The 15,103-nt window shown below is 39.9% G+C and carries 12 protein-coding genes; 1 reads left to right on the top strand and 11 read right to left on the bottom strand.

Annotation, left to right across the window (positions count from 1 at the left end; translation table 11 throughout):
* Window positions 1–26 precede the first annotated feature (26 nt).
* The 8 genes from MKX73_RS09930 to MKX73_RS09895 all read right to left on the bottom strand — a co-directional run bounded on the left by MKX73_RS09930 (window position 27) and on the right by MKX73_RS09895 (window position 7,827).
* A complete protein-coding gene (locus tag MKX73_RS09930; protein ID WP_340717288.1) occupies window positions 27–599 on the bottom strand; it encodes a thymidine kinase in 573 nt (190 codons plus the stop codon).
* Between the two features lie 418 nt (window positions 600–1,017).
* Window positions 1,018–1,218: a 50S ribosomal protein L31 gene (gene rpmE / locus MKX73_RS09925; RefSeq protein ID WP_008404481.1), complete on the bottom strand. Its 201-nt coding sequence runs from the start codon at window positions 1,216–1,218 to the stop codon at window positions 1,018–1,020.
* Window positions 1,219–1,470: 252 nt separating this feature from the next.
* Window positions 1,471–2,754 carry a transcription termination factor Rho gene (gene rho / locus MKX73_RS09920; protein WP_251689867.1) on the bottom strand — a complete coding sequence of 428 codons (1,284 nt, stop codon included), beginning with the start codon at window positions 2,752–2,754 and terminating at the stop codon, window positions 1,471–1,473.
* 197 nt (window positions 2,755–2,951) lie between these two features.
* A complete protein-coding gene (gene glpX, locus MKX73_RS09915) occupies window positions 2,952–3,917 on the bottom strand; it encodes a class II fructose-bisphosphatase (RefSeq protein ID WP_008404484.1) in 966 nt (321 codons plus the stop codon).
* A gap of 156 nt (window positions 3,918–4,073) precedes the next feature.
* On the bottom strand, window positions 4,074–5,351 hold the full coding sequence (locus MKX73_RS09910) for a UDP-N-acetylglucosamine 1-carboxyvinyltransferase (protein WP_340717287.1): 1,278 nt from the start codon (window positions 5,349–5,351) through the stop codon (window positions 4,074–4,076).
* A 196-nt stretch (window positions 5,352–5,547) separates the two neighbouring features.
* The gene (gene fsa, locus MKX73_RS09905; protein WP_340717286.1) at window positions 5,548–6,198 is read right to left on the bottom strand and encodes a fructose-6-phosphate aldolase; all 651 of its coding nucleotides are present in this window, start codon (window positions 6,196–6,198) and stop codon (window positions 5,548–5,550) included.
* A 217-nt stretch (window positions 6,199–6,415) separates the two neighbouring features.
* The gene (locus tag MKX73_RS09900) at window positions 6,416–7,270 is read right to left on the bottom strand and encodes a class II fructose-bisphosphate aldolase (RefSeq protein WP_340717285.1); all 855 of its coding nucleotides are present in this window, start codon (window positions 7,268–7,270) and stop codon (window positions 6,416–6,418) included.
* Window positions 7,271–7,455: 185 nt separating this feature from the next.
* Window positions 7,456–7,827: a response regulator gene (locus MKX73_RS09895; RefSeq protein WP_340717284.1), complete on the bottom strand. Its 372-nt coding sequence runs from the start codon at window positions 7,825–7,827 to the stop codon at window positions 7,456–7,458.
* A gap of 134 nt (window positions 7,828–7,961) precedes the next feature.
* Here MKX73_RS09895 and MKX73_RS09890 point away from each other — a divergent pair, with 134 nt between their 5' ends.
* Entirely contained in the window at window positions 7,962–8,534 is a 573-nt protein-coding gene (locus tag MKX73_RS09890) for a DUF2529 family protein (RefSeq protein ID WP_340717283.1), read from the top strand.
* Between the two features lie 342 nt (window positions 8,535–8,876).
* Here MKX73_RS09890 and MKX73_RS09885 read toward each other — a convergent pair whose 3' ends face one another.
* The 3 genes from MKX73_RS09885 to icmF form a co-directional block, all read right to left on the bottom strand.
* A complete protein-coding gene (locus tag MKX73_RS09885; protein WP_340717282.1) occupies window positions 8,877–10,481 on the bottom strand; it encodes a CTP synthase in 1,605 nt (534 codons plus the stop codon).
* A 236-nt stretch (window positions 10,482–10,717) separates the two neighbouring features.
* Window positions 10,718–11,302, bottom strand: a complete 585-nt coding sequence (gene rpoE, locus MKX73_RS09880; protein WP_340717281.1) for a DNA-directed RNA polymerase subunit delta — start codon at window positions 11,300–11,302, stop codon at window positions 10,718–10,720.
* Between the two features lie 513 nt (window positions 11,303–11,815).
* Window positions 11,816–15,058, bottom strand: a complete 3,243-nt coding sequence (gene icmF, locus MKX73_RS09875; protein WP_340717280.1) for a fused isobutyryl-CoA mutase/GTPase IcmF — start codon at window positions 15,056–15,058, stop codon at window positions 11,816–11,818.
* Between the last annotated feature and the right edge of the window lie 45 nt (window positions 15,059–15,103).

Genomic DNA, 15,103 nt, shown 5'->3' with positions numbered 1-15,103 from the left:
AATTTTGGTGTGCCGTCTACTTTAAATTATAGTGGCGGATTGGAATGGCATTTGCGGCAAACAGGGTAATAACTATCATTACCCCCAATTTGAATTTGATCACCTGTGCGGACCGGTTTTTTATTTTCATCTACACGCAAGTTCATCGTCGCTTTCTTATGACAGAACCAGCAAATTGTTTTCATTTCCTCTATTTTATCCGCATAAATCGTCATGTAACGGCTGCCTTCAAACAGCTCGTTCTGGAAGTCATTTTTTAAGCCAAAGCCCATAACAGGAATGTTTAGCTCATCGACAATTTGAGTCAGCTGCAGAACATGTTCTTTTGTTAAAAATTGTACTTCGTCTACAAGTACACAGTATAATTTCCCTTCGTGTTTTTTCACGATTTCGTATATATTTGTATCGTCAAAAACCGCAATTGCCGGACGTCTTAAACCAATTCGGCTTGAAACCGTTCCGACCTCATCGCGCGTATCGATTCCTGAAGTAAAAATCATTACCGCTTTATTTTGCTCTTCATAATTGTGGGCAACTTTTAAAATTTCAATCGATTTCCCGCTATTCATTGCCCCATGTTTATAAAATAATTGCGCCATTTATTTTTCCTCGTTTCTAATTAAAATTACAAGTTCTTTTTTCACCAATAAAAAACCTTGAGCATCAAACTCAAGGTCAACTTTTCACTTCTTTTATCTTAGCTAGTTTTTTGTCATTCGTCTATTGCTAAAGGTGCCCTATTTAGGAGAAACTTTTTCTTGTGATAAACATGTGCAAAAGATTTCTAATATCTTCTATTTTCTTCTAATATATTTTTATTTCTTCTAATAAAAGTCGGAACTTCTAATATAATATGTACAATTTCTAATATCCGGTCACGTTTTTCAAATAAACGTATCAGAACTTCTAATAACCTGTAAAAGCTTTCTAATAACTGCGTAATATCTTCTAATAAAACACTAATGCTCCATAAAAATTAAAAACCCATTTCCAGCAATGCGGAAATGGGCAGAGGTATTATTTCATACCATATTTTTTGTTGAAGCGATCTACACGTCCGTCAGCAGAAGCGAACTTTTGACGACCTGTATAGAATGGGTGACATTCGTTACAGAACTCGATTGAGATCTTTTCTTTAACTGAACCTGTTTCAAAAGAATTACCACAAGAGCAAGTTACTGTTGCTACTTTGTAATCTGGGTGGATACCTTGTTTCATATTCGTTTTCTCCTCTCGCCCTGAACCATCCGGAACAGAGTATTTTCGAACTGCACCTTACATAGCCCGAATATGTCACTACATACGTAATGTGTTGAGGTCAGCTATATATGTGCACGTTTCATACTTAAAGAAGTATAGCAAGTTTTAAAAAAGGTTGCAACTATTTTATATTATTTTACGAAATTGAATGTATGTAGTTCCTCACGATATCAAGAACTTGATTTACAATCACGCTCAATCTTTTAAAATCTATAACAACCCTTTACCGTTCGTAGCTTTCTTCATATCAGTATCAAGCTTTTCGAAGAATTCTTCGTTTGTTTTTGTTGTACGTATTTTGCGTAAGAACTTTTCACCGAAGTCATGTGAATCGCTGAATGTTTTACGGATTGCCCATAATTTATCAAGCTGGTCTTTCGGAATTAGAAGCTCTTCTTTACGTGTACCTGAACGACGGATATCGATTGCAGGGAAAATACGGCGCTCTGCCAGACTGCGATCCAGGTGAAGTTCGAGGTTACCCGTTCCTTTAAATTCTTCATAGATTACTTCGTCCATACGGCTGCCTGTATCAATAAGAGCAGTCGCTAAAATTGTTAAGCTGCCGCCCTCTTCAATATTTCGGGCAGAACCGAAGAAACGTTTCGGACGGTGGAATGCAGCAGGATCAATACCACCTGAAAGTGTACGGCCGCTTGGCGGAATAACTAAGTTATAGGCACGTGCCAAACGTGTAATCGAGTCCATTAAAATAATAACATCGCGTTTTTGTTCCACTAGACGTCGTGCACGTTCCAATACGATTTCCGCTACTTTTACATGGTTTTCAGGCACTTCATCAAATGTTGAAGAAACAACATCCGCATTAACTGAGCGCTCGATATCCGTTACTTCTTCCGGACGCTCATCGATAAGCAGTACGATCAGTTCCGCTTCCGGATGATTTGTCGTAATAGCGTTCGCAATTTCTTTTAATAAAGAAGTTTTACCGGCTTTTGGCGGTGCAACAATTAAACCACGCTGACCAAAACCGACTGGCGCTACTAAATCCATAATACGCGTCGAAAGTTTTGTAGGAACCGTTTCCAATTTGATGTGGCGGTTCGGGTAAAGCGGCGTTAATGCAGGGAAATGCACACGCTCTTTTGCAACTTCAGGGTCTTCGCCATTTACAGCATCAACTTGCAATAGGCCATAGTAACGTTCATTTTCCTTTGGCGGACGAACTTTACCTGACACTTTATCACCATTTCGTAAATCGAAGCGACGAATTTGGGAAGCGGAAATGTAAATATCCTCTTTTGAAGGAGAGTAGTTAATCGGGCGCAGGAATCCGAAGCCGTCTGTAGGAATAATTTCTAATACACCTTCCATGAAGAAGAAACCTTCCTGTTCAGAGCGGGTTTTTAAGATTGCAAAAATTAGTTCCTTTTTATTTAGCTTACTAGCATTTGATAATTTGTATTGCTTCGCTAAAGCATATAATTCTTTTAATGTCATGCTTTCTAATTGAGCAATTGTTAATGCTGTCATACGTTTTCTCCAGTCTATTAAAATTTAATTTGAAAAATTAAGTTATTGAAAGATTTTCAGGAATTTGTGTAAGAGAAGTATACTACACTTTATTTGAAAGATGCCCAGTTTTTTATACTGGGCATTTATTATATTATAGTGCAAGTAATTTGAAAATGGGCATTTTCTATTTGAGGCTACTCACATTATATGGGAAGTTAAATTTGGTCATACTTTGGTTTTTTGTCGATGCTGTGGCGTCCTTCGATAAAACGTACTGTTCCAGTTTTTGCACGCATAACAACTGAATGTGTAAGTGCATAAGAACCTTTATATTGAACACCGCGTAAAAGCTCAGAATCTGTTACAGCTGTCGCTGCAAAAATCGCATCATCGCCTTTTACAAGGTCTTCCATCATTAATACTTTATCTACGTCGACACCCATCTTAACACAACGCGCAAGTTGTTCTTCATCTTCAGGTACTAATTTCGCTTGGAAATCGCCGCCTAAACACTTTAGTGCAACTGCCGCAATAACGCCTTCCGGGGCACCACCCATACCGAACATAATATCGATACCAGTTTCATCGAATGCTGTGTTGATCGCTGCACCTACATCACCGTCTTGGATGAATTTAATACGTGCACCGGCTTCACGAATTTCATCAACGATATGCTGATGGCGAGGTCGGTCTAAAAGTGTTGCTACTACATCGGAAATATCTTTATTTTTAGCTTTTGCCACTTGCAATAAGTTGTACGTAACAGAAGCGTTAATATCAACTTTCCCAGCAGCTTCCGGTCCTACAGCTATTTTATCCATATACATATCAGGCGCATTTAATAGATTGCCACGGTCTGCAATTGCCAGTACTGTCATCGCACCATTTGTACCTTTTGCTACGATGTTTGTACCTTCTAATGGATCTACTGCGATATCAACTTCAGGTCCGCCATTTCGAAGCCCTAATTCTTCACCGATATAAAGCATCGGCGCTTCATCCATTTCTCCTTCACCAATTACAACTGTCGCATGCATTGGGATTGTATCAAACATAACACGCATTGCTGTTGTTGCTGCGTCGTCCGCTTCATTTTTAAGTCCGCGTCCCATCCATTTCGCTGATGCAATCGCTGCTGCTTCTGTTACACGTACTACTTCCATTGATAAACTACGTTCCATTTTGTGTTTGCCTCCTGTAATCGGTTATAACCGATTTTAACAGCCTAAATTAACTGCTTTTTTGAATTGTATTATCAACTAACATATTTTTATTACCCTACTATATATTATCATACTCACATCATTGCGCGGTTCTGATCACGAATTATAGCAAATTTATGCATTATTCTTTGTATTAATGACAATGGACTCTTTACGAATATTTGCACCGATTGCACACAGCTTTTCGATTAACGAACTATAGCCGCGCTCAATATGGTAAATATCATGAATTTCTGTTTCACCTTTTGCGATTAGTCCAGCCAATACTAATGCTGCACCCGCGCGTAAATCTGTTGCCGTTACCGTGGATCCTTCCAAAGATGCAGGTCCTTGAATGATGGCTGTATTGCCTTCAACACGAGCTTTTGCATTCATACGTCGCAGCTCATCTATATGCTTGAAACGTGCAGAATAAATCGTATCTGTAATCATCGATGTACCTTCTGCCTGTGTCATTAATACAGATAGAGGCTGTTGAACATCAGTCGGGAAACCTGGATAGACAAGGGTTTTTACATCAATAGCCTGCAGTTTCGTCTGCTTGGAAATGAAGATGCTTTCCTCATTTTCTTCCACACTTACACCCATTTCGCGAAGTTTCGCTGTGACGGCTTCCATGTGAAGCGGGATAACATTATCGACGAGTACACCATCACCAATTGCTGCAGCCATAATCATAAATGTAGCTGCTTCAATCCGGTCCGGTATAATAGTATGCTTTGTCCCTTTTAACTCATCGACACCTTCAATACGAATAACACTCGTTCCTGCCCCTTTAATGTTGGCACCCATATTTGTTAATAAAGTTGCAACATCAATAATTTCAGGCTCTTTCGCTGCATTTTCGATTGTAGTTTTCCCTTTTGCACGCACTGCCGCCAGCATAATATTAATTGTGGCGCCGACACTTGCAACATCCAGATAAATCTTCGCACCGATTAATTCGTCTGCGCGTAAATAGATTGCCCCGTGCTCATTTGTTACTTTTGCTCCTAAAGCTTCAAAACCTTTAATATGCTGATCGATTGGACGCGGCCCTAAAAAACACCCGCCCGGCATGCCGATTACCGCTTGTTTAAAACGTCCCAGCATGGCACCCATCATATAATAGGAAGCACGCAATTTTTTAACATTGCCGTTTGGCAGCGGCATCGCAACCATTTTAGATGGATCAATCGTCATCTTGCCATTTTCGAATGTTACTTCGCCGCCAATTTCTTCTAGTAGTGCCTTTAACGTCCATGCATCTGAAATCTCTGGAATTCCTCCAATGGTAACGGAAGAATCAGCCAAAATTGATGCAGGAATTAAAGCAACTGCACTGTTTTTTGCACCGCTAACGGTTATTTTACCTTTTAGACGATTTCCGCCTTGAATTTTATAAACATCCATTTTGTGTTCTCCCTTACATTGGAAAAGATTTCATCTTCATTCAGCAGACGTCTACAGACATCCGCTGAATGAAGATGAGCTTCCGGCGGATGTCACAGATTTTTTAAAGGATGTTTTTGAGTAAGCTCAAAAAAATCTGGACACAATTACGCCGAGGCGTAATTGAAATTAAGTAGACTGCTGTGAGGTATTCTTATTATTTCCCTTCACGCTTTGCCCAATCCGCTAAAAATCCTTCAATTCCTTTGTCTGTTAATGGATGATTAAACAGTTGCTGTAAAACTTTGTATGGAGTTGTTGAAATATGTGCGCCAGCTAATGCAGCTTGCGTAATATGTTGCGGGTGACGAATAGATGCGGCAATAATTTCCGTGTCAATTTCGTGGATAGCAAACATTTCAGCAATTTCTCGGATTAATTCTACGCCATCTTGGCCAATATCATCTAAACGGCCTAAGAATGGAGATACATAAGATGCGCCAGCACGTGCTGCCATCAATGCTTGGTTCGCAGAGAAAATTAGTGTCACATTCGTTTTAATCCCTTTTTCAGAGAAGTGTTTACATGCTTTTAACCCTTCCGGAGTCATTGGTAGTTTTACAGTAATATTCGGGTGAATCGCTGCCAATTCTTCCCCTTCACGAATCATTCCTTCAGCTTCTAAAGAAATTACTTCACCAGAAACCGAGCCGTTTACCAGCTCCGCAATTTCACGTAAGCGGTCGTGGAAATTCACGCCTGATTCTTTTGCAACTAATGATGGGTTAGTCGTTACACCTGAAAGAATCCCCCAAGAGTATGCTTCTTTAATTTCGTCAAAGTTTGCTGTATCGATAAAAAATTTCATTATAATAGCCTCCGATTTACATTTGATTATAAAAACACATCTCGCTCAATTTGTGAACGAGATGTCTTATGTTGAAAAACACGTGTTCACAAAGAAAAGTACGCTTATTTTATGCACTTTTCTTTTGTGGATTCATTATTCCGCATTAATAGGCAGTAATTATCTACCTTGAATGCGCATTCGCTGAGGAAAGACTTACTTGAAAGAAGTCTATCAATTAAGCTTTTCCAGAGCTGCCGAATTCGCGCATTTTACCGATTACAGTCGCTTTAATCGCTTCACGAGCCGGACCTAAATATTTACGTGGATCATATGTTTTCTTATCATTTTCTAAAAACTCACGGATAACTTTTGTAGCCGAGATTTGGTTTTCAGTGTTGACATTAATTTTTGCTGTACCTAAAGAGATTGAACGTTGAATATCTTTAGTTGGGATACCAGTTCCGCCATGTAATACTAATGGAATATCCGTTAAAGTAGAGATCTCTTCCATTTCAGCAAATCCTAAGTTTGGTTCGCCTTTGTATGGACCGTGTACAGAACCTAATGCCGGAGCTAAACAGTCAATACCTGTTGCTTCAACCAGTGTTTTACATTCCTGCGGGTTTGCGTACATAATGCCGCCAATGACACCGTCTTCCTCGCCGCCTACAGTACCAAGTTCTGCTTCAACCGATACACCCTTTGCATGTGCATAGTCGACAACTTGTTTAGTTGTTTCAATATTTTCTTCGAATGGATGGTGTGAAGCGTCAATCATAACAGAAGAGAAACCAGCATCGATTGCTTCTTTACATTTATCGAAGCTTGAACCATGGTCTAAATGAATTGCTACTGGAACAGTTGTTTTGTAGCTTTCCATTAAACCTTCAACCATTTTTACTACAGCAATGAAACCGCCCATATATTTTCCGGCACCTTCAGAAACACCTAAAATTACTGGTGACTTTTCTTCTTCTGCTGCTTGTAAAATAGCTTGTGTCCATTCTAGGTTATTAATATTGAATTGACCTACTGCATAACCTTCCGCTTTTGCTTTAATTAACATTTCTTTCATTGAAACTAATGCCATTATTAAAATCCTCCTCGAAGATACATAAATAGTTTGCTGCTGGAAAACATAGTTTGCGCAAAATGCTTTTTTTAAGTATTTTTTCATCGTCTATTCTATGCAAATTCACATGAATTGACAAAAACATTTAGATTAATCATAACAAAAACAGACAGTATGCGCTACTGCCTGCTCGCCTGTTTCATTTATATTTTTTCAGTTTTTTCTATTAGTTTATTAACTTCATCCCGTACTTCAAAAATATTAAAAGGTTTTGTAAAGTATTTCACTACACCCAATTCATTCGCTCTGTCCATCATATGCTGCTCCACATAAGCAGTCATCATCATTACAGGCAGCTCAGGGTTGTCCTGTTTCAAACGTTCTAAAATCTCCAGTCCATCCATTCCCGGTATTTTCATATCAAGCAAAACGCAATCAAGAGCATTTTCATGTGCAATTTTTATCGCATCAAATCCGTTTGCCGCTAAATAAGTTGTGAATCCTTCTTTTTTAAATACTTCATTCAGAAGCATCCTTATCCCCTGCTGATCATCTACTATTAGTATCCCCTTCATCGTGTTCCCCCATTATATTAATGTTTTATATAAGTTACATTCTATTACTAAATTGTTTTCCCCTCTATTATAGAGAGAGTTTGTGCTTTTGCTTTTTTATGTGCACAATTTTATAATAACTTTGAGGTGTAAATATGTCTAAAATTTTAACTACGCAATTAACAGGTCTTCTGCAGCGCATTCAGCAAACTGAAGAAGAATCAATTGAGGAAACTGCACGATTATTGGCACAGGCTGCAATCGGACAAGGTAAAATTTACTTTGCGGCCTTTGGTGAAATGGAAGCTGTTGCAATCAATGCAGAGCTTGGTGAAGGTAAATTTGCAAAGTTTGCCCGCTATACAGAAAATGTCGAACTTCTGCCTGCTGACCGTGTCATTATTTTTACGCGTCATGCTACAGATGAACAGGCATTAAAGCTTGCTCAGCAACTGCATGCAGAGTTCATCCCATTTGCGGCTGTGGCAAGTGAAACTGGCGGCGACGACAATCCGTTAAGTGATCTTGCTTATACGTATATTTCGTTGAAAGTGCGCGGCGGCATTTTACCGCATCCGGTAAAGCTCGGTGAACGTATCGTCTTTCCGCATCTTATTGCCGCTTTATATATTTATGAAGCGATCAAGATGGAATTCGATGAAATGCTCGTGGATGATGATGAAGAGGATGACGAACTAATGGACAGCCACCCGTCACCATTCGCATAATTTATTGACGACTTTTATGTCCTATTGGCATAAGAGTCGTTTTTTTCATCTTTGAAATTATGTGCGCCTTTCTTTGATATAGGAAGAAAATTAGTTGTTCGGAGTGAAGGCGGCGACTCCAAGGGGGCAAGCACGTGGGAGAGACTTGGATCAAAAGCTAGGAACGCCACGTCCTGTGGCAACGCTTTTGTGACCAACATCGTGTTGGCCTCGTGCCCCCCGGAAAGCGTCCGCCGTAACGGAGAACAACGGATACAAAGTAGGTATACAATAAAGCAGCTCAAACTTTACTATCGTAAAATTTGAGCTGCTTATAATTCAGACTGATTTTATAACAGATTTTTACTTTTTATTATTAAACGCTGCCCCAACAAACTCACGGAATAATGGCTGCGGGCGTTGTGGACGTGAAATTAATTCTGGGTGGAACTGACCAGCCACAAAGAATTTTTTCTCCGGCAGCTCAACAATTTCTACTAATTTATTGTTAGGAGATAATCCTGAGAATACCATACCTTCAGCTTCCATAGCTTCACGGAATTCATTGTTGAACTCGTAACGGTGACGGTGACGTTCATATGCTAGCTCTTCACCATTGTATGCCGCGCGTGCACGAGATCCTTCTTTTAATTTACATGGATATAGACCAAGACGTAATGTTCCGCCGATATCTGTATCTTCTGATTGGTCCGGTAAGAAATCGATAATCGGGTACTTCGTGTTTTTGTCCAGCTCTGTTGAGTGTGCACCTTCCAAGCCCATGACATTACGTGCAAACTCTACAGTTGCCATTTGCATACCTAGGCAAATACCGAAGAACGGTACATCGTTTTCACGTGCATAACGGATCGATTCGATTTTCCCTTCAACACCACGGTCGCCGAAACCACCTGGCACTAAAATACCGTCTGCTTGTCCCAGTAATTCATCAACATTTTCCGCTGTAATGTGCTCAGCGTTGATCCAGTCGATTTCGATGTCTGAATTATATACGTAGCCTGCATGTTTTAACGCTTCTACAACTGAAATATAAGCATCCTGCAATTCTACATATTTACCTACTAAAGCAATACGTGTTTTGTGCTCCAGGTTTTTCACTAAATGTACAAGTTCTTTCCAATCTGTCATATCCGCTTTTGGCGCTGTAATGCCGAAATGATCAAGAACAATTTGGTCAAAGCCTTGTGCATGAAGATTTAATGGCACTTCATATAAATGTTCTGCATCACGTGATTCGATAATATCAGAAGGTTTTACGTCACAGAATAACGCGATTTTTTCTTTCATATCCTGAGGCACTGGTTGTTCCGTACGTAATACGATAATGTTTGGCTGAATACCTAATGAACGTAACTCTTTTACAGAGTGTTGTGTCGGTTTCGTTTTCATTTCACCTGCTGCTGCGATATATGGCATTAATGTACAGTGGATGTACATAACATTTTCATGACCTAAATCACGGCGCATTTGACGAATCGCTTCAAGGAAAGAAAGTGATTCGAAGTCACCAACTGTACCGCCGATTTCCGTAATTACAACATCTGCGGAAGTTTCACGGCCGGCACGCTGTACACGATCTTTAATTTCATTTGTTACGTGAGGAATTACTTGAACTGTACCACCATTGTAGTCGCCGCGGCGCTCTTTATTCAGTACCGATTGATATACTTTACCTGAAGTAACAGTTGAGTGTTTACCAAGGTTAATATCGATGAAACGCTCATAGTGACCTAAGTCTAAGTCCGCTTCCGCACCATCATCTGTTACGAAAACTTCACCGTGCTGATATGGGCTCATTGTACCTGGATCAATATTTAAATATGGATCAAATTTTTGAATTGTTACTTCCAATCCACGATTTTTTAATAGACGACCTAAAGATGCTGCTACAATCCCTTTACCAAGTGACGAAACTACCCCACCTGTTACGAAAATATACTTTGTCATACAAATTCCTCCTTCTTTTAAAACAAATTAGAAAAACACTCTTTTGCTTCTTAAATGCAAGGGAATGTTTTTCTAATTAAAACGCATGAAAAAATAAAAAACGCTCCTCCTGCACTATTTTGCAGGGGGAGCGTATAACTTATACGGTCAATCTCCTTTTTAAAGGAGCCCAAGTAAAAGATTATACGGAACTGAAATAGAAGTCAAGCACTTTCAATTTCCAATGTGAAAATTGCTTATTTTAAATCTTCGTCTTCTAATTCCTCATCTAACTCTTCATCGATTTCTTCTTCATCATCCTCGATGATAAATGTATCATCTTCATCGATTATTTCTTCATCGATGTCAGCGTCAATTTCTTCAATGTCTTCTTCAACGAAGTCGATGTCTTCATCCACTTCTTCCTCTTCTTCGTCGTCAACGAATTCATCGTAGTCTTCTTCGAATAATACATCCTCTTCTTCAAGGTCGATGATTTCATCTTCATCTTCGTCGTCAACAGCTTTTGCTTTCTTCTTACGTGTCTTGATTGTTGGCGCTGTTTCTTCTTCGATTGTTTCTACTTTATACCACTCACGTAAACCCCAGCCATTTTCATGGTTTAATAAGAAACGGCCTTCTACATTCAAGTCTGTATAAAATTGCACTAAACGGGATTTTAATTCTTCATCAGAAATACCATTTAATGCTTGAATTCCTTTTAATAATTCATTTAACGGCATTGCTTGTTTTTTGTCTTCTAGTAGTGCGTATGCTAAGTCGATTAATGACTCTTCTGCTAATTGTTCATCTGTCATACCACGAAAGTTCAAATCGTGCACGTCCTTTCCATTCTTACATGTCTATTTATCAATTACGACTCGGCGTAATTGTGTTTGGATTCGTCTTCCAAATCCTTAACATCTGCCGAAGATCTTATACCCGTTCTTCCGTTGCTTGTACAACAACTGGATGGATATAAGCATAATACCCATTATATACAAACATGCTATCACTATGCTAGTTTCATTTCTTGTTTTTTAAATTTGTTACTTTTTTATAGGCAACATAAAATAAAATGAAGGATAAAAGCAGCAAAGGGATTGCCGCTAATTGTCGGTTATATAAAAAGAAGGTTGCAATTAGGCATGCTAAAATTAAAATATAATGTACATACTGTTGCACTATTGCGCACCTTCCTTCATCAGATCGTCCATGTATTTACTAGTATAACGAAAATTTCCGCACTCGTGGTATTCTAAGTTCATTTTTTTGCATTTTTTTCTAATAACTAAGTAAATAAGGCTAGTTATTAAGTTGTTTTCAGCAATGCTACACAATAAATCTGTCTTACCTTACATATTCCGGCGATATTGACCGCCTACTTCATAAAGGGCATGAGTAATTTGGCCAAGGCTCGCTACTTTAACTGTTTCCATTAATTCTTCAAAAATATTGCCGCCTGTTTTAGCGACTTCTTTTAAACGGTCAAGCGCTTCTTGACTATTGTCCGCATTCGCATCTTTAAAGCTTGTCAAATTTGCAATTTGCAAATCTTTTTCTTCTTTGGAAGCACGCGCGATCTCCATGCTATTGATTGCTTCATCTGATGGCGGGTTCGGATTTAAATATGTGTTCACGCCAATAATCGGCAATTGTCCTGAATGTTTTAAATGCTCATAGTGCATCGATTCTTCCTGGATTTTCCCGCGCTGATACTGTGTTTCCATCGCACCAAGCACCCCGCCGCGATCATTCATGCGGTCGAATTCTTCCAGCACCGCTTGCTCCACCAGTTGTGTAAGCTCTTCGATAATGAATGCTCCTTGTAACGGGTTTTCATTTTTCGATAGGCCGTGCTCTTTTGTAATAATCATTTGAATCGCCATCGCGCGGCGTACCGACTCTTCAGTAGGTGTCGTAATGGCCTCATCGTACGCATTTGTATGCAGTGAGTTACAGTTATCCTGCAATGCCATCAGTGCCTGCAATGTTGTACGAATATCATTGAAGTCAATTTCCTGTGCATGCAGACTGCGGCCCGATGTTTGAATATGATATTTCAGCTTTTGCGAGCGGTCATTTGCGCCGTACTTTTCACGCATAACAACAGCCCAGATACGGCGGGCTACACGACCGATGACTGTATACTCAGGGTCCAGACCATTCGAGAAGAAGAAGCTTAAGTTCGGTGCAAAATCATCGATATTCATACCGCGGCTTAAATAATACTCGACATACGTAAAGCCGTTTGCCAGTGTAAATGCAAGCTGTGAAATCGGATTTGCGCCGGCTTCGGCAATATGATAACCCGAAATGGATACCGAGTAATAGTTTCGCACTTTATGATCGATGAAATACTGCTGGATGTCGCCCATCATACGCAGCGCAAATTCAGTTGAGAAGATACATGTATTTTGCCCCTGATCCTCTTTTAAAATATCTGCCTGTACAGTACCGCGCACTACCTGCAATGTTTGTTCACGCGTTTCTGTAAATTCTTCCACCGTTAAAGTTCGGCCAAGCTCCTGCTCGCGCTTTTGCACTTGCTGATCGATCGCTGTATTCATAAACATTGCCAGAATAATCGGTGCTGGACCATTAATCGTCATCGATACAGATGTAGAAGGTGCACATAGATCAAAGCCTGCATAAAGTTTTTTCATATCTTCCAATGTGCAGACACTTACGCCGGATTCCCCGACTTTTCCGTAAATATCAGGACGTGTATGCGGATCTTCCCCGTATAATGTTACCGAATCAAATGCTGTCGATAAACGCTTCGCATCGTCATCTTTTGATAAGTAATGGAAACGTTTATTCGTACGTTCCGGAGTTCCTTCACCGGCAAATTGTCGTTTCGGATCTTCTCCCTCACGTTTGAACGGGAAAACACCTGCTGTATACGGGAATTCTCCCGGTACATTTTCTTTGTACACCCAGCGTAAAATTTCGCCGTAATCTTTAAAATTCGGCAGCGCGACTTTCGGAATCTTCAAGCCTGAAAGCGACTCTGTACGTAATATTGTTTTAATCTCCTTATCGCGCACTTTCGTAATAAGTTCGTCGCCTGCATAAGCTTCTTTTAATGCATTCCAATTTTTCAGTATATGCTTTGACTCCGCAGTTAATTCATTTTGGACGCCTTCCAGTAAAGAATCAATTGATGCAATTAATGCTGTTTCACTTTCCGGAAGCAGTGCTTTTGTTCCTTCAAGCTGATACCATTTCGTCGCAAGTGCTGCCTGCTGTTCTGCATGCTTATGATAGTTTCTGACTGTTTCCGAAATTTCGCGTAAATAATAGCGACGGTCATTTGGAATAACGATGTTCTGCTTTTGTGTTTTGACAAATTGCTCATACGAAGTTTCCCAATTCAAGCCAAATTTCTCATTAATTTTCGCTACAAGTGCAGCAAATAATGAGTTCGTCCCTAAATCGTTGAACTGTGAAGCAATCGTCCCGAATACAGGCATATGATCAAGTGGTTCTTCCCATAGCTCTCGTGAACGCTGGTATTGTTTCTGAACTTGACGCAATGCATCTTCAGAACCTTTTCGCTCAAACTTGTTGATTGCAATCAGATCCGCAAAATCGATCATGTCGATTTTTTCAAGCTGTGTCGGTGCACCGAATTCACTCGTCATTACATACATTGACAGATCCGTGTATTTTGTAATTTCAGCATCGCCTTGCCCGATACCACTTGTTTCAACAAGAATCAGATCATATCCTGCTGTGCGCACAACATCGAGTACATCCCCGATGGAACTTGATAATTCCGTATGGGAACCGCGTGTCGCTAAACTGCGCATATAAACACGGTTGTTAAAGATGGCATTCATGCGAATACGGTCACCTAATAAAGCCCCGCCAGTTTTTTGTTTTGTCGGATCGACTGAAATAATCGCAAGTTTCTTGTCCGGGAATTCTTGCAGGAATCGGCGGATAAGTTCATCTGTCAGCGAAGATTTCCCTGCTCCGCCTGTACCTGTAATTCCAATTACCGGTGTGTTTAAACTTTTTGCTCGGGCAAGCTGCAGCATTTCTTCGATTTCCGCATCCCCGCCATTTTCGGCAGCTGTAATTAAATTCGCCAAAATTTCCGGTGTATCGGTCGTAAGCTTTTCTAAAAGTTCTTTATAATTTCCTTTTAGCGTTGAAAAATCTGCACCTTCAAGCTTTTTGTTGATCATTCCTTGTAAACCTAATTGTCGCCCATCTTCCGGTGAAAAAATGCCGGCAATTCCGTAGTCATGCAGCTCCTTTATTTCACGCGGCAATATGACACCACCGCCGCCACCGTAAATTTTGATATGCGGCGCTCCCTTTTCACGAAGCAGATCGTACATATATTTGAAATATTCGATATGACCGCCCTGATATGAAGATAGTGCCACCCCTTGCGCATCTTCCTGAATCGCAGCATTCACCACTTCCTCAACGGAACGGTTGTGGCCTAAGTGAATAACTTCCGCACCACTTGACTGTAGAATTCGACGCATAATATTAATTGAAGCATCATGCCCATCAAAAAGACTTGATGCTGTGACAAAACGAATATGATTTTTTGGTTTGTATACTTCAGTTTTCCCCATTTTAATAGCCCCTTTGTTATGCTGAAATAATGAAAAATCACCATG

This window comes from Solibacillus sp. FSL W7-1436 (assembly GCF_038007305.1).
In the GTDB taxonomy this organism is placed as follows: Bacteria; Bacillota; Bacilli; order Bacillales_A; family Planococcaceae; genus Solibacillus.
Note: the sequence above shows the minus strand (reverse complement) of the source record. Positions and strands in the feature narration are given on the sequence as shown.